The organism is Mastigocladopsis repens PCC 10914 (genome assembly GCF_000315565.1).
Classification (GTDB): domain Bacteria; phylum Cyanobacteriota; class Cyanobacteriia; order Cyanobacteriales; family Nostocaceae; genus Mastigocladopsis; species Mastigocladopsis repens.
On sequence record NZ_JH992901.1, the window covers coordinates 5,636,638 to 5,658,865 of the forward strand.

The 22,228-nt window shown below is 42.4% G+C and carries 20 protein-coding genes and 1 pseudogene; 16 read left to right on the plus strand and 5 right to left on the minus strand.

Annotation, left to right across the window (positions count from 1 at the left end; genetic code table 11):
• Window positions 1-100: 100 nt before the first annotated feature.
• Both MAS10914_RS0127070 and petP read right to left on the minus strand, forming a co-directional pair.
• A complete protein-coding gene (locus tag MAS10914_RS0127070; RefSeq protein ID WP_017319081.1) occupies window positions 101-1,231 on the minus strand; it encodes a Get3/ArsA fold putative tail anchor-mediating ATPase NosAFP in 1,131 nt (376 codons plus the stop codon).
• A gap of 175 nt (window positions 1,232-1,406) precedes the next feature.
• Complete coding sequence (gene petP / locus MAS10914_RS0127075; protein ID WP_017319082.1) at window positions 1,407-1,601, minus strand: cytochrome b6f subunit PetP; 195 nt, start codon at window positions 1,599-1,601, stop codon at window positions 1,407-1,409.
• 181 nt (window positions 1,602-1,782) lie between these two features.
• Between petP and MAS10914_RS0127080 the strand changes: the two genes are divergently transcribed.
• The 12 genes from MAS10914_RS0127080 to MAS10914_RS0127135 all read left to right on the plus strand — a co-directional run bounded on the left by MAS10914_RS0127080 (window position 1,783) and on the right by MAS10914_RS0127135 (window position 15,079).
• On the plus strand, window positions 1,783-2,553 hold the full coding sequence (locus tag MAS10914_RS0127080) for a Uma2 family endonuclease (RefSeq protein WP_017319083.1): 771 nt from the start codon (window positions 1,783-1,785) through the stop codon (window positions 2,551-2,553).
• Between the two features lie 29 nt (window positions 2,554-2,582).
• The gene (locus tag MAS10914_RS0127085) at window positions 2,583-3,341 is read left to right on the plus strand and encodes a Uma2 family endonuclease (RefSeq protein ID WP_017319084.1); all 759 of its coding nucleotides are present in this window, start codon (window positions 2,583-2,585) and stop codon (window positions 3,339-3,341) included.
• A 193-nt stretch (window positions 3,342-3,534) separates the two neighbouring features.
• Window positions 3,535-4,380, plus strand: coding sequence for an ABC transporter permease (locus MAS10914_RS0127090; protein ID WP_017319085.1), 846 nt, complete (start codon window positions 3,535-3,537; stop codon window positions 4,378-4,380).
• Between the two features lie 100 nt (window positions 4,381-4,480).
• Window positions 4,481-5,833 (plus strand): ABC transporter ATP-binding protein, encoded by a 1,353-nt coding sequence (locus MAS10914_RS0127095; RefSeq protein WP_017319086.1) that lies wholly within the window; start codon window positions 4,481-4,483, stop codon window positions 5,831-5,833.
• Window positions 5,821-6,354 carry an acyltransferase gene (locus tag MAS10914_RS0127100; protein ID WP_017319087.1) on the plus strand — a complete coding sequence of 178 codons (534 nt, stop codon included), beginning with the start codon at window positions 5,821-5,823 and terminating at the stop codon, window positions 6,352-6,354. Before MAS10914_RS0127095 ends, MAS10914_RS0127100 begins: the two co-directional genes overlap by 13 nt.
• A 46-nt stretch (window positions 6,355-6,400) precedes the next feature.
• Window positions 6,401-7,867 carry a methyltransferase domain-containing protein gene (locus MAS10914_RS0127105; RefSeq protein ID WP_017319088.1) on the plus strand — a complete coding sequence of 489 codons (1,467 nt, stop codon included), beginning with the start codon at window positions 6,401-6,403 and terminating at the stop codon, window positions 7,865-7,867.
• Window positions 7,864-10,194 (plus strand): glycosyltransferase, encoded by a 2,331-nt coding sequence (locus MAS10914_RS0127110; RefSeq protein ID WP_017319089.1) that lies wholly within the window; start codon window positions 7,864-7,866, stop codon window positions 10,192-10,194. Before MAS10914_RS0127105 ends, MAS10914_RS0127110 begins: the two co-directional genes overlap by 4 nt.
• A 218-nt stretch (window positions 10,195-10,412) precedes the next feature.
• On the plus strand, window positions 10,413-11,717 hold the full coding sequence (locus tag MAS10914_RS0127115) for a glycosyltransferase (RefSeq protein ID WP_017319090.1): 1,305 nt from the start codon (window positions 10,413-10,415) through the stop codon (window positions 11,715-11,717).
• Window positions 11,717-13,066: a glycosyltransferase family protein gene (locus MAS10914_RS31220; protein ID WP_017319091.1), complete on the plus strand. Its 1,350-nt coding sequence runs from the start codon at window positions 11,717-11,719 to the stop codon at window positions 13,064-13,066. The genes MAS10914_RS0127115 and MAS10914_RS31220 overlap by 1 nt, the downstream gene beginning before the upstream one ends.
• A 171-nt stretch (window positions 13,067-13,237) precedes the next feature.
• Window positions 13,238-14,473 (plus strand): glycosyltransferase family 4 protein, encoded by a 1,236-nt coding sequence (locus tag MAS10914_RS32335; RefSeq protein WP_017319092.1) that lies wholly within the window; start codon window positions 13,238-13,240, stop codon window positions 14,471-14,473.
• Window positions 14,474-14,477: 4 nt separating this feature from the next.
• Complete coding sequence (locus MAS10914_RS0127130) at window positions 14,478-14,720, plus strand: DUF433 domain-containing protein (protein ID WP_017319093.1); 243 nt, start codon at window positions 14,478-14,480, stop codon at window positions 14,718-14,720.
• On the plus strand, window positions 14,717-15,079 hold the full coding sequence (locus MAS10914_RS0127135; RefSeq protein WP_017319094.1) for a DUF5615 family PIN-like protein: 363 nt from the start codon (window positions 14,717-14,719) through the stop codon (window positions 15,077-15,079). Before MAS10914_RS0127130 ends, MAS10914_RS0127135 begins: the two co-directional genes overlap by 4 nt.
• A gap of 51 nt (window positions 15,080-15,130) precedes the next feature.
• Here the strand turns inward: MAS10914_RS0127135 and MAS10914_RS0127140 are convergent, their stop codons facing one another.
• From MAS10914_RS0127140 to MAS10914_RS34710, 3 genes are all read right to left on the minus strand, one after another.
• On the minus strand, window positions 15,131-16,054 hold the full coding sequence (locus tag MAS10914_RS0127140) for an energy-coupling factor transporter transmembrane component T family protein (protein ID WP_017319095.1): 924 nt from the start codon (window positions 16,052-16,054) through the stop codon (window positions 15,131-15,133).
• An 83-nt stretch (window positions 16,055-16,137) separates the two neighbouring features.
• A complete protein-coding gene (der, locus tag MAS10914_RS0127145; protein ID WP_017319096.1) occupies window positions 16,138-17,499 on the minus strand; it encodes a ribosome biogenesis GTPase Der in 1,362 nt (453 codons plus the stop codon).
• A 296-nt stretch (window positions 17,500-17,795) separates the two neighbouring features.
• Window positions 17,796-17,945, minus strand: a complete 150-nt coding sequence (locus tag MAS10914_RS34710) for a hypothetical protein (protein WP_156818248.1) — start codon at window positions 17,943-17,945, stop codon at window positions 17,796-17,798.
• A gap of 287 nt (window positions 17,946-18,232) precedes the next feature.
• Between MAS10914_RS34710 and MAS10914_RS0127150 the strand changes: the two genes are divergently transcribed.
• From MAS10914_RS0127150 to MAS10914_RS0127160, 4 genes and pseudogenes are all read left to right on the plus strand, one after another.
• Window positions 18,233-19,465 carry an efflux RND transporter periplasmic adaptor subunit gene (locus tag MAS10914_RS0127150; protein WP_017319097.1) on the plus strand — a complete coding sequence of 411 codons (1,233 nt, stop codon included), beginning with the start codon at window positions 18,233-18,235 and terminating at the stop codon, window positions 19,463-19,465.
• A 308-nt stretch (window positions 19,466-19,773) separates the two neighbouring features.
• A complete protein-coding gene (locus MAS10914_RS36735) occupies window positions 19,774-20,262 on the plus strand; it encodes an efflux RND transporter permease subunit (RefSeq protein ID WP_051151138.1) in 489 nt (162 codons plus the stop codon).
• Window positions 20,252-21,583, plus strand: a pseudogene (locus tag MAS10914_RS31845) (efflux RND transporter permease subunit); the annotation flags it as partial. The gene MAS10914_RS36735 and the pseudogene MAS10914_RS31845, both read left to right, overlap by 11 nt.
• 105 nt (window positions 21,584-21,688) lie before the next feature.
• Window positions 21,689-22,222: a hypothetical protein gene (locus MAS10914_RS0127160; RefSeq protein WP_017319098.1), complete on the plus strand. Its 534-nt coding sequence runs from the start codon at window positions 21,689-21,691 to the stop codon at window positions 22,220-22,222.
• The last annotated feature ends 6 nt before the right edge of the window (window positions 22,223-22,228 follow it).

Consider the following 22,228-nt stretch of genomic DNA (forward strand, 5'->3'; position numbering starts at 1 on the left):
TGGGTAGTTGTTAGTTGTTAGTTGTTAGTTGTTAGTTGTTCCACTATCTACTAACCACTTACTATTAACCTTTCCCTATCCCCCATTCCCTTCCTAATACCTAAAAGGAGATTATCAAATAATTATTTTGAAACTTCGCTCCAGTAATAGATCTGCCACTCAGGGCAGGAGGTAGGAAGATATTACGTCGTTGGTCTCCTGCTTCCACAGTGACTTCTGGACCATATTGAGTCAGTTTGACCTGTTTTTTGTCAAATCCAGGCAGAAATAAGCGAACCTGACTTGTGTGAACGTCTACTTCTATAGGCTTGGGAGCCTGTAGCGCTTGCGCCACCAAATTAGGTAGGGCATCAATGAGCGGTTGCCACTCACCTGCTTTTGCGTCTGGAACAACACTCACTGGCAGGGGAGTAAATTCCTCTCCTAAGGAGATAGTTGTGTCAGAAGACACAAGGATAACGCCACCAACAGTGAGACCAACTTGTTGGGCACCACCCCAAAGATAACGGGTCGTAGCGACTTCCACAGGGTCATTGGTCGTGACTAGGAAAGCAGCAATGCGTTTAGGGTCGGCAAGGGCAGCTCTTCCCTTGTCCAAAATATTATTGATTTTGTTAGTGGGTTGGGAGAAGTTATCTGATGTCCAGTTGACGTTGAAAAAGGTGCTAATGAGGGGTTGAATCAAGGGTGATTCGGAAATTGTTTTTCCTAAGTCGGAATTGATAAACAATTGGCGAAACCTCCGCACATACCAACTGAGAGACTCTGGCATTCCCAACATCCGCAGCGTGGAAGAGTCGCCTGAGCCATCGTAGACTATGGCGTCATATTTGCCGCTTTCGTCGTACTCGCGGATGGCATTCAGGGCGAGGGCGCTGTCCATCCCCGGCAAGACTGCCAGTTCTTGACCGTAAATATCTTTCAGAATGGGCGTGCGGAGGTATTGCGCCTCGAGTTTTTTGACTTCCTCCCAGCTACGTTCTAGCAGCACCGCTGTTTGGAACTGCACAACTTGTAGATTGGCAGCAATTTCTTGGGGGTCAGGACTAAGAGTTGCTCCTAGCAGAATTGACAATGCTGGATCTGCCTGTCCAGCTAGGAGAACACGCTTGCCTTGACTTGCCAATAACTTAGCTGCGGCGATCGCAATTTTCGTGCGATTGCCCGTTAGGGCACTGCGCGAAGCGCAATCACTGCCGCCTTTGCCCAAAAATGTCAGTATCAGGGCCATTACTTGATTCCTAATTTTTACCGCTGGTTTTTCAACTCCAACTTAGCACTCAGCTTGTTTTAGTAGCTTCCTCCGCGCCTCCTAAAGGAGGAACTGAGCGCCTTTGGCGCACGCTGCGCGAAGGCATGGTTGTGAGCCTCACAAAGCGAGGAGCTACTGCTAACGCCGTTCTCCCCTACTGCACGAGTTTGAGTTCATCTTCAAAAAACCAAGTTGCAAAATTATCCTCAAACTTGACCACTACGCCAACACCGCTACTATCGGTCATTTTATAGCCTTCGATGGTGCCGACTTGTCCTAGTCTTTTCACAACAGGAGGAGATACGCGATCGCGCAAGCGAACGATTTTCACTTTTTGTCCAATTTCCATGCCAACTTACAACACGACAAACCAAGACTCAGTGTAGCCGAATCTGGGACGTGAGAGGGAGTAGGAAAGTGGTTAGTTGATAGTAGATAGTAGGACTTATTGACAACTATCAACTAACCACTAACTACTATCAAAGGACTACTGACTAAAATGAAATCAATAGGTAAGCAGGTGTAAGCAGATGTTTGTCACAGCACAACAGCTAGAACAACAGATGCCCGATGCAAGTCGGTTGTTAAGTGATGAGCCAGAAATGGAGAGTTCTTTGCATTATATGCAGCTTCTGCTGCTGGTAACTTGTTTGGAGTGGCTGTGGCGAGACCGGAATGATTTCTTTATTGGCGCGAATCTGACTATATATTTCAGTCGCCAGCAGTTGCGGAATCGGGATTTTAGAGGACCAGATTTTTTCTTCGTGAAGGACACTGAGAAAAGACCCCGCAATTCTTGGGTTGTTTGGGAGGAAGATGGTCGTTATCCAGACTTGATTATTGAATTACTTTCAGAGAGTACAGCTAAAGTTGACCGGAATTTGAAGAAAAACTTATATGAAAACCGGTTTCGTACTCCAGAATATTTTTGGTTTTCGCCGGAAAATTTGGAATTTGTCGGTTTTGAGTTGGTAGGCAATGAATATCAAGAAATTGCCCCAAATGCACAAGGATGGCGTTGGAGTCAGGTGCTAGGTCTGTATTTGGGTGTGGATGCGGGTAAACTGCGATACTTCACAACTGAAGGCGATTTGGTGCCGACACCAGAGGAGGCAGCGAAAGTTGCACAACAAATGGCTATTGAGGAACAGCAACGAGCATCCGAAGCACAGCAACAAGCATCCGAAGCACAGCAACAAGCATCCGAAGCTCAATTGCTTTTGGAAAAAGAACGACAGCGATCGCAGTTGTTGGCACAGCAGTTGCGATCATTAGGTATTGATCCAGATAGTTTAACTTAGTCTTTGCGTTGAAGTCAGAGGTCGCACTCATGTATCAAACCGATCCACCCCGTCCACCCCACGAAGTCTTACCAACGATGTATGATTTGCCTAGTGAATTAGTGGGAGAACCCGGCTTGCCAGATGAATTTCATATTTTTCAACCCAGACTGCTTAGTGAAACTTGTCAACCTCCTAACTATCCCACTGAAGAAATTTTAATTGCTACCGACTTAAATCTTTACTACGACCTCCGTCACCCATTGTGGTACAAGCGTCCAGATTGGTACATAGTCTTGGGGGTTTCTCGTGCTCAACAACAACAAGACTTGCGCTTGAGTTATGTGATTTGGCAAGAGGGAGTGGCTCCATTTTTAGTTGTTGAGTTGCTTTCACCTGGGACAGAACAGGAAGACTTAGGACAAACCCTCAGAGAAGTCAACAAGCCCCCAACCAAGTGGCAGGTTTATGAGCAAATTTTACGTATTCCCTATTATGTTGTGTTTGACCGATACAACAATCAACTGCGCTGCTTTCGCTTAGAGGGAACTCGTTACCAGGAATTGTCTTTACCCAACCAACGTTTGTGGTTAGAAGAACTACAGCTAGGTTTGGGAGTTTGGCAAGGTTCTTATGACAACACAACAGGTCTATGGCTGCGTTGGTACAGTGCAGATCATCAGTGGATACCAACACCTGCACAGCAAGTCGAACAAGAACGCCAACGCGCTGAACAAGAACGTCAACGCGCTGAGAGATTAGTAGAATATTTGCGTATACAGGGAATTGATCCGGATAACTTGCCTTGAAAGTGAAACAATGACTTGTTTGATACAAGGAAACTTTTTAAGCGTATAATTTACAAGATAATTTGGCTGTAACTGTACAGTAACAACTTATTCTGTCTATAGAAGTATGGTGGGAACTTTCAAAACTCTTGGACTTCATTGAGAGAAATTTGGTGTGTAGGTCTCGAGCAAGGAGCAGGAATTGTTGCAAACAATGCGAGGAGTTGTCCGAAAGGCGGGAAAGTTGAGACGCTTGCTCCCATTTAATGATCTGTGGTGGGCAAAGTTTGACTTGTTGAGAACGCTGGTGCGACGGGATTTAGAGGCGCGGTACAAAGGTTCTGTTTTAGGAAATTTATGGCCCTTAGTGAATCAGCTATCACAGTTATTGATTTTCACTTATGTTTTTTCGATTGTATTAAAGGTTAAGTTAAGTCTTAAAAACTTACCAGAAAATAACTTTACCTTTGGTTTGTGGCTATTTGCGGGGTTACTGCCGTGGATTGCGTTTAGTAATGGTTTAATTCAGTCAACAAATTCGGTGGTAGGACAGCCAAATTTAGTCAAGAAAGTGGTATTTCCCCTGGCTTTGTTACCGCTGGTGCCAGTTTTATCAACGTTGATTGAGAGTTCTTTTGGTTTGATGGCGTTGATTTTTTTTGTGGCGTTAACTTCTCATACTTTACATGCAACTTTGGCACTCCTGCCGTTGGTCTGGCTGACGCAAGTGCTCTTTACTTCAGGATTGGGGTATTTGGCAGCGGGATTAACTGTGTTTTTACGAGATATTCCGCAGACATTGACAGTTGTATTAAACATTTGGTTATATTTGGCACCCATTGTCTACCCAGCGTCAGCTATTCCAGAAGCATGGCGGGGTTGGGTGTTTTGGTTACATCCAATAGGGACAATAGCAGAAGTTTATCGTGACCTAGTTTTAACGGGAGATGTGAAGCACTGGGGCGAGTGGGCAGTTGCTTTTGTCGTATCTGCAATCGTATTTTATTTAGGTTATTCAGTGTATAAGCGTTTGCGTCCGGCTTTTGCAGATGTTTTGTGAGTAAGCTATGTGCAATTCACCAAACAAGGGGACAATAAACCAGAGGATTTCTTGAATTTGTGAAATTGAGCACGGTTAGTTTTGAGGCGTATTTGCTGATATGGGTGAGGAGATTGCAGTTTCACTAAAGAATGTCTCGAAGTGCTACAAGCGCTATGCTCGTCCGGTAGATAAGTTAAAGGAAATTTTGCTACCCGGAAAGAGCCGCGCTCAAGAGTTTTGGGCTTTGCGAGATATTAACTTCAAGGTTCCCCAAGGAGAAACTGTAGGGATTATTGGTCAAAATGGATCTGGCAAAAGTACACTACTGCAAATTATTGCCGGAACGTTGACACCAACTACAGGAGAAGTCTATGTGAATGGTCGAGTTTCAGCTTTACTTGAACTAGGTAGTGGATTTAATCCAGAGTTTACAGGGCGGCAGAATGTATTTTTTAATGGGCAAATTTTAGGATTAAGTCGAGAAGAAATAGAAGCTAAGTTTGATGATATTGTAACTTTTGCTGAAATTGGAAGTTTTATCGACGAGCCAGTTAAGACCTATTCTAGTGGGATGTTTGTTCGTTTAGCATTTTCAGTAGCAATTAATGTCAATCCCGATATTTTGATTGTAGATGAAGCCTTATCTGTAGGAGATGGGGTTTTCGTGCATCGCTGTATGGCAAAAATTAGAGATTTTCAAGATACTGGTGGGACGATTTTATTTGTATCCCATGATATAGGATCTGTTTCGCGCCTTTGTTCAGAAGCTATCTGGATTAATCAAGGCGAGATTGTAGATGGCGGAAAACCTGCTGAGGTCTGCAAACACTATCAAGCTTGGATACATGAGGAAGTCAATAAGAGAACTGCCATAAATATCAATTCAGAGCACAATGTTTCGCCAAGTTTAAATGAAGATAAGATAGATATAAGTAAGATTACTGTTAAAAACTTAAATCCTTTTACTCAAAAGCCATATATATCATTTGCTGGATTTGAAAGATTTGGTACTGGTCGTGCAGAAATTGAAGCTATCTCTATAGTTGGTGCAGACGATAAGCCAATTAAGTTGGTTTACCCAGGAGATATAGTAAGGATCCGAATTACTACGTTTAGACATGACAAAGTGAGAAAGCCAAATGTTGGCATAGCTCTACTTGATAGATTAAGAACTGTTCTATCAGGATGGAGTACCGAATTGATAGATAAAAATTTTGCCGACTACTGGTTATCTCAATCAGAGATAGGAAGAGCAACAGTTGAATTTGAGTTTATTTGGCCTCACTTATCTGGAGGAAATTACGCTTTTGACATAGCATTTGGAGACGGTCCCCATGAAAACTTAGAAATGCTGGATTGGATTCAGAATGCAACTGTTATACAAGCAGCAGTAAATGACTTTGTAGATGGAATCTTTCAAGTATCTGGCAGAGAGGTAAGACTATGTGAGGCACCATTATGTACAAAGTGATTGAAAAATTTTTACGGTCTAAATTAGAGACCTGGATGAAATCATATATTGAAAATTATCTGAATCAATCTTTAGTTAAAGGATATTTTGATGAACGTATTAAGGATGTCATCGTAAAACAATATCTAATTTTTGGTGATGCAAGAAGATTAAAACTTTCACAAACATGCGTTGTTAACAATGCTTTATTCAACCTTTCATCTGGAAGTATATTAATTGGTGAATATGTTTTTTTTGGTCATAATGTAAGCGTAATAACTGGAACTCATGACTCTAGTAAGTTTGGACTAGAAAGGATGAACGATTTTCCAACTGAAGGAAATGACATTGTTATCGAGGAAGGTGTATGGATAGCAAGTAACGTTACAGTCATTGGTCCATGTAAAATTGGTAAGCATTCTGTAGTTGCAGCAGGTGCAGTCGTGAAAGGTGACGTTCCTAGCTATCATGTTGTAGCGGGTATTCCAGCTAAAACGGTAAAAGAGATAACACCGCAAGCTGAAGCTTTAGAGAAAAAATGATTAGAAATAATAGTCAGTAGGCAAGACTAAAAATGAGAACCTAAAAATGATAGACAAAAATAATCCAGAAATTAATATAAATGAGTTGATGCAAAAGGTTCGGGATGAAGTAGCCAGACGAAAGAATCGATTTCGTCTACCAGTCGTTTCAACATTTAATATTGAAGCATCAGTAATGGATTGGAAAATAAGTCATATTCAAGCTTTACTTAGGAATGCAGAATCTAGAGCTATTGTCCGTACAAAGTGGCCTGATAACTTGAATCGGTTTCCTTTTAATTTAATCAGAGGAATACAAAAAATAGCTTTAAAAATACTAAATTTTATATTTAAAGATCAACGAGAAGTAAACTTCAATGTAATCAATGCTTTAAAAGAGTCTACAGAGCTGAATCGGCAGCTAATTGCACAAGTAGAAACTTTACGCTCACAGTTGGATGAGCAACTGAGTACTGTAGCTACTCCCTTTGATGAACTAAATGAACGCCTAAGTACTGTACATACTCACATTGAAGGACTGAGTGAGAACCTAAGTCTTGTAAATACTCGCATTCAAGGAATGGATGACAGATGGGATACCATCAATAGCAGCACAAATAGTAGGATGAGTGATATCCAAAAACGCTTAGATGCCGTAGATAGTCGAGTGCAACGGATAGATGAGCATCTGGATTCTGTGAATACTCGCGTCCAAGGACAGAATGAGCGTTACATCAGAAACGACACTTACCTTAAGAATGACCTCAGCCAGCAAAAGCGCTTGCTTACTCTGTTTTTGGAAGAAGCGCAGCAACGTTTACCACAACCTTTGAGTCAAGACCAACTGCAAACTTTTGTGAATGAAAACCAGCACTCGTTGGATGGTTTCTATGCCGCTTTTGAAGACCGATTTCGGGGCACTCGTGAAGAAATAACTAAAAAATTGAAGGTCTACCTGCCTATAATTGCTGAAGCTCAAATAGGTACGCAGGATTCACCGATTCTAGATGTGGGATGTGGACGAGGTGAATGGCTAGAGTTAATCCGTGAATCTGGATATATAGCAAAGGGGATAGATATCAACAGAGTGATGGTAGAGCAGTGCCAAGCTAGGGAATTGGAAGTGATAGAATCCGATGCAATTGCTTACTTGCAATCTTTGCCAGATGCTAGTTTGGGTGCTGTTACTGGTTTTCATATTATCGAACATCTACCATTTCCTCTGTTAATAAAGTTATTTAATGAAGTAGCACGAGTGCTCAAAACGAATGGATTAGCTATTTTTGAAACGCCAAATCCTCAAAATTTATTGGTAGGGGCTTGTGACTTTTATTCAGATCCAACACATCTGAATCCACTTCACCCAGAAATGATTCAATTTTTGTTAAATTATCAAGGATTATCAAATGTTCAATTATTGTATTTAAATCCTGTAGAAAACAGTCCTTTTGATCAAGAAGCTCCAGGCATGCAAACTCTTCGCAACTGGTTCTTTGGTCCTCGTGATTATGCAGTAGTTGGATATAAAATATGAAGCCATTGGCAATTGTTACTACCTGGTTTGGCAAAAATTTAAAAGGAGGGGCGGAGCAACAAGCCTGGCAAATAGCTACACGCCTTGCAAATAGAGGACATCAGGTGGAGATATTGACAACTTGTTGTCGCTCATTCCTCGACGACTGGGGAGTTAACCACCTTAAAGTAGGATTAAGCCAGGATGAGGCTGTTAAAATTCGACGTTTTCAGGTAGCTAATCGTAATAGCAATAGCTTTAATTGTGTCAATAGCTTCATGTTAAGCTTACCCTCTGGTGAGATCAAACCTGGAGTCAATCCAGTAAGTCTAGAAGAGGCAGCTATATTTTGCGAAGAAAATATAAACTCTATTCAGTTGCTGGATTACTTAAGAAATCAGCGAGAACAGTATCAGGCATTTCTATTTCTACCCTATCTTTATGGTCCTATACTAAACGGATTACCAATTATTGCAGAGCGTGCCTTTTTACAACCTTGTTTGCATGATGAAGTTTATGCTTACTTGCCTCAAGTTGCAAAAATTTTCCACGAGGCTAAGGGATTGTTGTTCAATAGTGAAGGCGAAGCTCAACTGGCAATTAATTTATATGGACCAGGGATTATTCCAAAAAGCATTATAGTGGGTGAAGGCGTGGAGGTTGGTCGGCATTATGATACAAACCTCACTCATATAGGAGAATTTCCAGTAAAGCAAGAGCGTTTTATTCTTTATCTTGGTCGCCGGGATTCAACAAAAAAAACAGATTTTTTAGTCAAGGCTTATGCAACTTTCAGACAGAAGCATCCAGACTCTAGTTTAAGGTTAGTTCTTGCTGGACCAGGTAATACATCTTTTAATGGCTCGGTTCCCGGTTTGGTTGATTTGGGTTTAGTGCAAGAAAGTGAGAAAGAAACGTTATTAGCCAACTGCTTGGCTTTATTCCAACCAAGTCGGAATGAAAGTTACTCTCGCGTCATAATGGAAGCTTGGTTTTACGAACGACCTGTTGCTGCCCATCAGGATTGTTTGGCAACTGCAATGGCAGTTGAAAGTTCAAAAGGGGGTTGGTTAGCAGGAACAGAAATTGAATGGGCAGAACTGTTTGCAAAAATTGACCAGATGGGAGATGAGCATCTGGCAAAGTATGGAGCAAATGGTAAAGCTTATGCTCAAGAGAATGCGGTATGGGATAAGGTCATTGAACGTTACGAAACTGTACTTGGGTTATCTGAAAAACAGGTTACAGTTTCAAACAAGCCAACAAAGAGAACACTAAAAGAAATTCATCAACTCTTACCCGGTTTTACCTATGGGGATGCCATTTCTAACCAAGCCCGGGCGATTAGAGACTATCTACGCAATCTTGGGTATAAATCCAATATTTTTGTTGAACACCTAGATCCAGCAGTTGCTAAAGAGGGAAAAAAATTTCAGCCAGATAGTATTAGTCCTCAAGCTGGCTTAATTTACCACCACTCGATTGGTTGTGAAGTGACAGATTATGCGATCGCTCATCCAGGTACTAAGTGCTTAATTTATCACAATATTACACCTGCTGAGTTTTTTTTAGCATACCGACCAGAAATTGCCCGACTTTTAGAACAAGGTCGGGCTGATTTGAAACAACTAGCTCCACACTTCCCTTTATCAGTGGGAGTTTCTGCTTACAACGCAGCTGAACTTATGACATCTGGGTTTGCTCAACCAGGTATTCTACCTATCGGGGTCACCCCTAACAAATGGGATATGCCTGCAGATGCTACATTAATGCGGCAACTGCAAGATGGTAAAACTAATCTGCTGTTTGTCGGACGCTTTTCACCAAACAAACGTCAAGATCATTTGGTAGAAGCTTTTGACCATTATTTGACAATGGATCACCAAGCGCGACTCATTTTAGTAGGAGGCGGCGATATCAACGATCCATACTATCGCCATATAATGAGCATCATTGAAAGTTTAAATTTGACCCAGCACGTAATGATTCCAGGAAAAATCAACGATGCTCAACTATTAGCATTTTATAAAACTGCACAGGTATTTTGGTCAATGAGTGAGCATGAAGGTTTTTGTGTGCCACTGGTTGAGGCTATGTGGTTTGATGTTCCTATTCTTGCTTATAAAAGTAGTGCTGTGCCAGAAACATTAGGTGAAGCTGGGTTGATGTTTACCAGTAAGGATGATTTTGTGCAAGTTGCTGCACTAGCAAAGCTACTTGTTAAGGATAAATCACTGAGAGCAAAAGTCATCGCTGCACAACGAAAAAGACGAGTTTTTTTTACACAACTATCTGTTAATCAATATTTAAGTAATCTGATACTTAAACTTGAAGAAAATTTCAAGTAGAGGGCAGAGAGCGTCCCCAGGGCAACCGCATCTAAATATGACCTGCCTGACTTATTGGGGAGGTGCGCCTACGACTCACTATATTGTAGATTTGCCTCCTGAACAAAGAATGCTCGCAGCGTCTGAAGTATCCAAACACGTTAAATACCAAACTTGTGAAATTGAATATGTTTACTATTGTAGGCTAATCGTAGTATTGGTCTTCAAGGAGAAACGCCATGCCTTCAGAACGTAAAATTTCAACTGACGCCGCCAGTTTTTCCTTCGGTGTTAACATTTCAGGTTATATTAACAGTGAATTTGGTTTGGGTGAAGGTGTCAGATCAACTATTAGAGCGCTTGAGGCAGTTGGCATTCCTTTTGTCATTAATAATTGTACTTTTAATAAAATTCACAGAAAGTTAGATTCTACTTATACCAATTTCTCTGACGAGAATCCTTATCCAATTAATATTATTCAGGTGAATGCAGATATGATCAATACTTTTATCAGTTCTGCTCAACCTGAATATTTTAAAAATAAGTATAATATTGGGTATTGGGTATGGGAACTTCCAGATTTTCCTCAAGAATACCTACCTGCATTTAATCTTTTTCATGAAATATGGACTCCTAGTAGTTACAGTGTAGATGCGATCGCACCAGCATCACCTGTGCCAGTAATTAAACTCATGCACAGTATTTCCCTACCACAACCTATAGTAAACAAACAAGCACTGGGATTACCAGAGCATAAATTTATTTTTCTCTTTATATTTGATTTTTACAGTGTATTTGAGCGTAAAAATCCCACAGCAGTCATTAAAGCTTTTCAGCAAGCCTTCGGCAAAGATAATGAACAAGCCTTATTAGTTCTGAAATTTTCTAATGCTAAAGACTTTCCTGAGAAATATCAGCAGCTAAAAGATTTAGTGAAAGGCTTTAGTAACATTAAATTAATTGATAAATTTTTGCTAAAAGACGAACTGAACTCACTAATTTACCATTGTGATTGCTACGTATCTTTACATCGTTCTGAAGGGTTTGGTTTGACAATGGCTGAAGCAATGTTCTATGGAAAACCAGTGATAGCAACAGCCTACTCAGGAAATACTGACTTTATGAATGTTAGTCATAGTTTCCCTGTTAAGTATTCTTTAGTTTCCTTGACAGAAGATTGTGCTCATTATAAAAAAGGTAATTTTTGGGCAGAACCAGATATTGACCATGCTGCCTATTTAATGAAATACGTATTGAATAATTATGAAGAAGCAAGGCAAGTGGGTGCAAAAGCCTCTGAACAAGTCAGGCTATTATTAAGTCCTGAATTGATTGGACAAAAGATGAAAAACAGATTGGAATATATAACTCAGAAAGCTAATAAATTTATAAATGATTCTCAATTATACACAGAGTTAAAAAACAAAGAGATAGAACTTCAGTGTTTACAATCTTTAGTAGAAGAGATAGAAAAAAGTAAATTTTGGCAACTGAGAAATCAGTGGTATAAGCTAAAAGAAATGTTGAAATCAAAATTCAATTAATGCTTGAATTAGAAAATGTTAAATCTCGTCCACACTTACTCATTGTGAGTAATGATGTGGTAGATATTAAAATGGCTGGTCCTGGGATGCGTTACCTAGAATTAGCTCGCGTTCTTAGTCAGGATTTGGATGTCACCCTTGCTATTCCCTCTGAAACAACACTTGAAGTTCCAAATATCAAACTTGTGCGTTACTGGGATGAACGTCCAAAGAGTTTGCAAGTTTTGGTAGAAAACAGTGATATTGCCTTAGTGTCTGGTTACATGGTCGAAAAATTCCCCTTTTTACACCAGACACAGAAACGTATTGTCGTTGACCTTTACGATCCGTTTATTTTAGAGAATTTACACTACCACCTCAACAAGCCACTCGCCGCACAGGAAAGCTTGAACAACCGCGCTGTGGATATTACCAATAGCCTAGCTCGTTTAGGTGATTTTTTCATTTGTGGGAGCGATCGCCAGCGAGATTTGTGGATAGGTGTACTGGCTTCCAATGGACGCATCAATCCCCGCAATTTTGCCAAAGATACTAGCCTGCGTTCTTTGATTGATGTGGTTGGAATCGGCTTTCTTAACCGAGAACCACGTCCTAATCCCACCTTGCGTGGTATACATCCGGCATTTCCAGAAGATGCTCGTATTGTACTATGGGGCGGCGGCATTTGGGATTGGCTCGACCCTCTCACCCTAGTCAAAGCTTGGACTCAAGTTGTCGCTGAGAACCCGCAAGCACGACTGGTCTTTTTAGGAACACGTCATCCCAACCCTCAGGTTCCTCCTCATAAAATGGCGGAACAAACTCAAGTTCTTGCTGCTGAAATTGGCGAGAAAGACCGCACCATTTTCTTTTACGAATGGATACCATACGAACAAAGAGAAGCGCTGTTGTGTGAAGCTGATATCGGCGTCACTCTTCATCCCCCACACATAGAAACCCGTTATTCGATTCGGACACGAGTATTAGACTATCTTTGGACGCGTTTACCTGTACTGGTTAGTGAAGGAGATGTCACGAGTGAATGGGTAAAACAGTACGGTGTTGGTAAAACTGTACCACCTTTGGATGTAGAAGCAGTGCGAGTCGCGATCGCACAAATGTTAGAACGTCCCAAATCATCTTGGGCTTCAGCATTTGACCCGTTGCGAGAATCCTTGAGTTGGTCAGAAGTTGTTGAACCTCTGCGGCGCTATTGCTTGCAAGCAGAGTATGCACCTGATCGACAGATACGTACACTAGTAACACCGACCGTGGTAAAACGAGGTAAATTGGCGCGAATTGTAGAAATTTGGCGGACTGAAGGAAGCCGCGAACTTTTACAACGCATTGGGAAAAAGTTTTGGCGATGAGGAGCAAAACTGTAACTATAGCGCAACTTAATTTGAATGAAATAAATAATTATCTGTGTGCATCTGTACGCCAGTCGCCACAACGGGGGGAACCCCCGCAAGGCGCTGGCTCGTCCATCTGTGGTTCATTATTTCTTTGTCTACCTGACTCAATTGTAAACGGCTATATACATGAAGATTCTGCACGTTACCCAAGGTTATACCCCAGCAATTGGCGGTACAGAATTGCTCATTCAGCGCGTTTCTGAAGAGTTAGTTCAGCAATTTGACGATGAAGTCACTGTCTTTACCACCAATTGCATCAATGGTGAAGGTTTTTTCAATCCAAAACTACCGCGTTTGCAACCAGGTGACGAGGAAATTAATGGTGTCAAAGTGCGGCGGTTTCCAGTTAATAGCCGAATTAGCCAAATGGTACGATTTCCTCAAAAAGTTGCTTATCGTTTGCGTTTGCCATTCAACGAGCATCTTAGGACAATAGCTGGAGGACCGATCATTCCTGGGTTGAAAAAAGCTATCCAAGAATTTCCTGCTGATGTGATTGCTGCTTCATCTTTTCCGTTACTGCATATGTATGCGGCGCTAAACGGTGCTAGGGAATCTGGAAGACCTTGTGTTTTACATGGAGGGATACATCCGCAGGATGATTGGGCGTTTCAACGTTCGAGAATCTATAGTGCTATTGAGCAATCTACTTACTATTTAGCTAATACAAAATATGAGGCAGATTATGTTATCCAACGGGGAGCATCTCCTGAGCGTGTTGTTGTCGTTGGAGTTGGTGTAGATCCAGAACCCTTTGAACAAATTTCCTCAACTCAAGCTAAACAATATTTAGGTTTTAAAGAGCAACCAGTCGTCGGATTTATTGGACAGTTGGGGGGACACAAAGGAGTAGATACGCTTGTGCAAGCAATGCCCCTTGTTTGGCAAATTTTCCCTGATGTGCAGCTTTTGATTGCTGGAGCAAAGACAATGTTTGCCCAGAAAGTAGAAAACATTATCCATCAATTGCCAGAGGCATACAAAAATAACGTGAAGCTTTATTATAACTTTTCTAATGAAGAAAAACCTTTGTTATTTAATGCCATAGATGTGTTTGCTTATCCTTCTGGTTTTGAGTCTTTTGGAATCGCATTTCTAGAAGCTTGGGCAGCAGGGAAACCTGTTATAGGTTGCCGTGCAGGGGCAATACCTTGGGTTATAGATGAGGGAATAGATGGGCTGTTAGTAAACTATAAAAATCAGGAAATGTTAGCAGAGGCAATTATCAAATTATTGAAAAATATTCATTTAGCAAAAATTTTAGGTAATGCAGGTCGGCAGAAGGTTTTATCAAGATACACTTGGAGTAAAGTTGCTCAAAATTTTAGAGAAGTTTATATCGAAGCTATTTTGAAGGGATAATTTTATGTTAGGTTTGGACAGAATTACCTTTGACCCGCGCATCATGGGTGGACAAGCTTGCATTCGCGGAATGCGAATTCCTGTTTCGTTAGTGGTAAATTTGGTGGCAAATGGGAAACCAATAGAGGAGATTTTAGAAGAATACCCCGATTTAGAACCAGAGGACATTCGTCAATCTCTGCTTTATGCAGCATGGTTGACTCAAGAACGGGTGTATCCGTTTCAAAGTGTTGAAAAGGTCAAATGAAGTTTTTAGCAGATATGGGAATTTCGCTACGCACAGTTGCTTGGTTGCGCGATGCTGGCTATGATACTGTGTATCTACGCGAAGAGGACTTGCAAAGGTTGCCTGATGACGAGATTTTGCTTAAAGCACGTACGGAGGGACGGATTGTGTTAACGGTGGATTTAGATTTTGCTCAACTGTTAGCCGTTGGAGGGGAAACATTGCCCAGTGTCATTTTGTTTAGATTAGGGAATGAAAATTACGAGACAATTCATGAACGTTTGACTAAGGTTTTAAGTCAATGTCGGCAAGATTTAGAAACAGGAGCAATTGTTTCTGTAAGTAATGAGACGTTTCGGGTACGGCGATTGCCGATTTAACGCTTCTCCCACTTAAAGGATTCGATACTGTACATTGAATCTCATTATATTCTATACTTCAGTACCAATTGCCAACCGCACTCCCCAGAATAAGATTAAAGTTGCGATCGCCAGCCAATCACCTCTTTTTAACCGTAAGTCGTGCCATTGCACGCGATGTTCATGAGGACTCGTAAAACCTCGCACCATCATTGCATTAGCCATTTGCTCTGCTCGTAGTAGCAAATTTTCCAACAACCGTTCTGCTACCAACATCCAAACTTTGACGGAGCCTTTCAATCCCAGCTTTTTCCAATTAATAGCTCTTGTCATTATAGAGCGAATTAAATTCTGGATTTCTTCCAAAACTAGAGGAATAAACCGCAAGGATAATGTTAAAGTCAAAGTTATCTCAGTCACAGGTATTTTCAGCCGTCGCAGAGGTTGCATTAAACTTTCTATCGCAGCTGTGATTTCTTCTGGTGCAGTTGTTAGCAGATACAGGTTAGTACTGTAAATTAAGGTAAACACCATCGTACTGACACTCACTGCCAAATCCAACGAGGGGCGACTCACTTTGACTGGACCTTTATCAAACAGCACGTATCTGTAGTCTTTTTGGTTGTCTGCTGGCAGTGCTGGAGTTGAAGGAGTCGAAGCTGATTTTTCGGTCAAGACTTGTTGGTTAGTTGGTAGGCGCGGTTGATAATTTATACCCAGTCCATCAGGACTGATAGCTAAAAGCACTAAGACAAAGAAGCATAATGTCAATAGCCAGCCCATTTGCTGCCGCCAAACTCGCCGGGGAATTCGTGCTATTAAGGTAGCAAGAATTAACAGTACTACCAACAGCACGCGCCATAAGTTGTTGGCAAAAATGTAGGTTGTCAGAAAGCTCATCAACCAAACCAACTTGACTCGCGGATCGAGTTTGTGTAACCAAGTTTGAGGTTGTTCTAAGTAAAGACCAATTGGCAGCGATCGCAATAAATCCATTTTTTACAAGAAACAAGAGTGAAGATTTCAGACTGAAGAAAGAAAAATTGTTCACTCTTCTTTCTTTATTCTTCTATCTTCATTTACACGCGGGTAGCTCGATTGACATTACCACTTTCGACATCACGGGATTTTTTACTCCGCCATAGTATACGGATGGGGGTTCCCTGAAAGCCCAAGTGTTGGCGAAATTGCCGCTCAATGTAGCGACGGTAGTTGTCGTTGAAGCGTTTAGAATCATTGACAAACAATGCTATTGTAGGCGGTTGAGTGCTGACTTGCGTACCATAATAAATCCTGCCTTGACGCCCACCACGAGAGACTGGGGGCGAATGCCGACTAAGCGCTTCTTCCAAGACTTCGTTGATGACCGCTGTACTGACACGACGTTTGTGTGATTCAGCAGCCTTATTGACCAACTCCAAAATCTTTTCCACGCGTTGCCCACTCAAAGCGCTGACGAAAATGGTTTGTGCCCATTCCGTAAAATGGAACCGTTCTTGCAGATGTTTTTCGTAGTCGTAAATCGTGTGGGAATCTTTTTCTACAGCATCCCACTTATTTACCACGATGATGCAAGCTCGACCTTCTTCGATAATCCGCCCAGCTAATTTTTGGTCTTGCTCGGTGACACCATCAAGGGCATCTATAACCATTAAAACCACATCGGCGCGACGAATTGCTTTAAAGGCACGGTTAATGCTAAAGAATTCCGCACCGTATTCCACGTTCTTCTTTTTGCGAATTCCTGCTGTATCAATTAAACGATAAGTTTGCCCCTGTCGTTCAACGACAGTATCAATAGCATCGCGAGTTGTACCAGAAATTGGGCTAACGATCGCCCTTTCTTCTCCCACAAAAGCATTCAATAAACTGGATTTGCCCACATTCGGGCGTCCCACAATTGCCACTTTGATTTCATTGGTTTCTGGGACTTGTTCTACAGCTGGAAGGTGTTTAATTAACTCGTCGAGTAACTCTCCTGTGCCGCTTCCATGAATAGCAGAGATGGCATAAGGTTCACCCAGTCCCAATTCCCAAAATTCGGCAGCTTGAATTAAACCTTGTTCTGGGGATTCACATTTATTGACAGTCAACAGAACAGGGACAGGTTGTTGTCGCAACCACTCGGCAACTTCTTCATCAGATGGTGTTGGTCCTGTTTGACCATCTACCAGAAAAATCGCGGCACTTGCTTCTGCTAGTGCAGCCATTGCCTGTTGACGAATCAGTGGTAAAAATTCCGTGTCGTCATTAAATACCAAACCACCAGTATCGACTACTAGAAACTCGCGATCACTCCAGTATGCAGGTTTATAAGTGCGATCGCGTGTTATACCTGGTTCATCATGAACAATAGCAGATTGTTCCCCGGCAAGACGGTTGACCAGAGTAGATTTGCCCACATTCGGGCGACCAATAATAGCAACAATAGGAAGACCCATAACCGGATGCACAATGCTCCAAATCTCTATTGTAGCGAGTTGGGCTTACGCTGTTGTGCGTGTGCGATTTTAATTGCTCTTTAGTAGCTAAAATCGTCTACCTACGATTCAACCTCTCAAGAGAACTGGTGCTATTCAATTTTGATGCAAGCCTTCTGCTTTGCCCAATCGGGTTTAAGACCCCCGCTCCTACGTAGCGAAGCGGTTCCTTTTAGGGACTGCGGTCTTTAATCAGGTGGGGTTTGAATCCCCATCTGATTACCTTCTGCCCTCTGCCTTCGTACTTCTGCCTTTCTTCAATCGTCTGCTTGCGATTCAGAACCCACGCTCATGACCCAAGTCGTCCGCCTGCGATTCAAATCGCAGGCTAATAGCCAAAGTCCTCTCAAGAGGACTGTTGTTATCCCATGTTCAATCCACTTCAGTGGGCTTTCGCTATGAGCCATAGGTTTATAACCTATGGCTGTTGATAACGCAGTGAAAAGACGGCTGCACCTGTGTATTAGATTGCAAAAAAATAAGTGGCGGATGTTGCTCTTACCCACAACAAAGAAATAGCAAGAATATGACAAGAACCACAAGAATGGACAAGACAATGAAATGCCAAACCTCTATTTTTTGTTTTTAGGTGTGGAAAGACATAATTCCGTAACTCGTCTATAAACCCGAGCAACAGCTGCAGTCGCTGAAATTTCTGTCTAACTGTTGCTCGACCCAGCCCTGGTAATGAAAGATGAATACTCATCAGCGCATCAACCCACTCAGCCATCTGTTTTGGCTTCTGCTGATTCTACCCTTGGTAGGAGGTTGTCATAACAGCCCATCCTCAGCCGAGGCGCAACAGCCTTCTGCCATATCCGTCAAACTATCAACGGTTGAGACAGACACCGTTGATGATAGTTCAGAGTATATTGCCACCTTAGAATCTCGTAAGTCTGTGACCCTTCAGCCTCGTGTTGAAGGTCAAATCTCCCGCATCCTAGTACAACCTGGAAAAGAGGTGACAGCGGGAACCTCGATCATGGAAATTGACCCAGCAAGACAACGAGCATCAGTGAGTGGTTATGCAGCAGCAGTCGCGTCAGCTAAAGCAGACATAGAAAATGCCAAAGCAACCCTGAGAACATACATAGCGCAGCAACGAGAAAAACAGGCTAATCTGTTATTGAGTCAACAGCAGTACAACCGCTACTCAACACTTCAAACTCAAGGAGCAGTCAGCAAACAGACGCGAGATGAGTATGCCAACAGCTTGGATGTTGCACAAGCAAGTCTTGCGGCAAAAAATGCTGAGATTGAAGCCCAAAAGGCTGCAATTACCCGTGCGGAGCAAGCTCTGCAACAATCTCAAGCGAACATCCAAGAACAGCAGGTGCAGCTCCAGTACTTTAGCATTGCGGCTCCTTTTACTGGTCGGGTGGGCGATATTCCTGTAAAAGTCGGGGATTTTGTCAACACATCCACCCGACTTGTCACCATTACTCAAAATAATCAACTCGAAGTCAATCTCTCAATCCCCACTGAGCAAGCAGCGCGGATACGCCTTGGAACACAGATTGAATTAACCAATCCTCAAGGAAAGCCCCTAGGGATGAGCCGTGTCTTTTTCATTGCACCCAACACAAGCAACAATACACAATCGGTACTGGTTAAAGCACTCTTGAACAACGCCCAAGCGCGGCTCAGGGCAGACCAACAGGTCAGAGCCAGAGTGATTTGGGCAAGACAATCGGGTGTATTAATTCCCACCATGGCTGTGTCTCGTGTTGCCGGACAGAACTTCGTGTTTGTAGCAGAACCAAAAAAAGGAGAATCTGGACTCGTTGCCCGTCAACGTTTGGTCAAATTGGGCAGCATTCAAGCAAATAGCTATCAAGTGCTTGAGGGCTTGAAGCCAGGTGAAAGAATTGCGGTCACAGGTCTACTCCAATTATCAGATGGATCTGCAATTACGCCTGAGTCTTGAGGCAAGCAAAACAACCTGCACAAAAAAAGGAAACACTGTATTTAACTCAAGTAAAAATCATCTTGTGACGGCTGGGATTTTAGGAAAGTTCCAGTTCTTTAGTCACTATTGCCTTTATATCAAGTTGCATTCAAAAAGATTGTTTTGAAATTGGGTGTGTGATGTAGCTTCGTGAGTCAAAATCTCAACTCACGAGACTTGCTTCGCTCTCTACCCGATTCTTTCATCGTTCTCTCGCCTCCATACTCCCCATGTTTTCCGATACCTTCATCAAGCGTCCTGTCTTATCCCTCGTCTGCGGCATCATCATGCTGTTGGTCGGGGCGATCGCTCTTCCGACATTGCCAGTTGAGCAGTATCCAGACATCAGCCCCGTGCAAGTGGTAGTGAGTGCAAACTACATTGGGGCAAGTGCCCAAGTCGTAGAGGAAACCGTCACGACTGTCTTAGAACGGCAGATCAACGGGGTCAAAGGCATGAAGTATATGTCTTCCAACAGTAGCAACGACGGCACTTGTAACATCACTGTTACGTTTGACCAGGGATATAACCAAGATATTGCCGCCGTCGATGTGCAAAACCGCGTCTCGCTTGCCGAACCACAGTTACCGGACGAAGTGCAACGCACTGGCGTAAGTGTCACAAAGCAGTCTAGCGCCACAATTGTGGGGATGGGAATTTTCAGTGAAGATGGTCGCTATGACAGCGCGTTCATCAGTAACTACGCCGACCTCTACATTCTTGATACCCTCAAACGCATCAAAGGTGTGGGTAACATCCGCGTCAAAGGTTCCTGAAGTAGCCGGAACCTTTACACTGGGTGGCTTTAGCAATAGCGGCAGTACTGCCAATAGTGCTCTTTCTTATGCCCCATTTATCCCTTGGAGTGAGCGGGAAGGACATGAACACTCAGCCCTAGCAATTCTAGAACGCATCCGACAACCCTTGTCCAAAATTTCGCAAGCCAGGATCATTTCTCTTAATCCTCCGACTATCCAAGGTTTAGGCAACGTGGGTGGTTTCTCATTTCAGCTACAAGACCAGGGCAATAACGACATCAACACCCTGGTACAAGTCAAGAATGACTTGCTGGCTCGCGCCAATAAAACTCCTGGATTGCAAAACGTCTTTAGCACTTACAGCGCCAACGCACCGCAGCTTTTGGTTGAGGTTGACCGCGAACAAGCTAAGGTGTTGCAAGTTCCAATCGACGAAGTTTTCAATACCCTCCAAATCTTCTTAGGTTCCCGGTATGTCAACGACTTCAATGCCTTCTCGCGGACGTATCGCGTCTATATCCAAGCAGACCGGCAGTTTCGTTCCAATCCAAAAGATATTGGTAAATTATACGTTCGTTCTACCACAGGTGAGATGATTCCCCTGAGCAACTTGGTGAATATCACATCAAGAACTGGACCCCAAACCATCAGTCATTACAACCTATTCCGCTCAATTGAAATAAATGGTTCTCCGGCTCCTGGTTCCAGTTCTGGGCAGGCAATTCAAGCGATGGAACGGCTAGCCTCAGAGGTATTGCCAAAAACAATGGGCTTTGAATGGTCAGGGATTTCTTTAGAAGAAATTTCGTCTGGTGGTCAAGCACCGCTCATTTTTGGTTTGGGTTTGGTCTTTGTTTTTCTGGTTTTGTCGGCTCAGTATGAGAATTTTATTGACCCTATTATCATCATGCTGACAGTTCCCTTGGCAGTTCTGGGAGCCATGTTAGCTCAGTCAATCCGAGGTTTACCTAATGATGTCTACTGTCAGGTAGGCTTGGTGATGTTGATTGGTTTAGCCAGTAAGAACGCCATTCTGATTGTGGAATTTGCCAACCAACTGCGGGAGCAAGGTCTTTCAGTAACCAAGGCGGTAATTGAAGCATCAGAATCTCGCTTGCGTCCCATCCTTATGACTGCTCTTGCCTTCATTTTAGGGATTATTCCTTTAGTCTTAGCAGAAGGTGCAGGGTCAGCCAGCCGCATCTCCTTGGGTACAGCGGTCTTCGGTGGCATGATTGTCTCTACATTCTTGAGTTTGTTCGTGGTACCAATTCTCTACATTGTGATTGGCACAATTCGCGATGCTGTAGCCATTCGCTTGAAAAAGCTCGCTGGGTAGTGACATTTCTTTTATGGATAGGGTGTAGGGGCAAATCAATATAAAATTATTTTTTGACTTTTAACGTTTCTTACACCCTTAATTAACTAGTAAGGAGAACCGAAAATGTCCAAATTTAATGAACTGTGCAAACTATACAATTGGTCTCACACAGAAATGTCTGATTACTTGGAATCATGTTTGCAGTTTGTGCAAAACTTGATAATTGGGCTGGAAGTTTATCTGGAATGCCCAGCAAAAAGAGTTCTGTTCCGAGACAAAATGGGAGAGGACAAACCTCTAACAGAAGCATTGTATCTGCAAGATGGATTCTGGCATTTGGATACAACAATAACGATGTGTTCAGAAAGCGCTTATCGACTTAGAGCAGCTGCGTTTACACGTTGTTACTACCCTCGTCAAACAATTTTGCTACCTTTGGTCATGAAAAAAATCACGACTGATTCATTCATGATTGGTATTGATGGTTATTCAGAATACTTCACGATTAACGCACATGACCAAAGTAGTTTTGTTCTCTTTTATGAGTTTGTTTATGAAGCGATTAAGGCATACTATGAAAACATTTTCCAATTGATTATAGAAAATGATGAATCACCAAGGAAGATAAGCTTCCAACATGTAAAAAATAAAGTGTGAGCAATT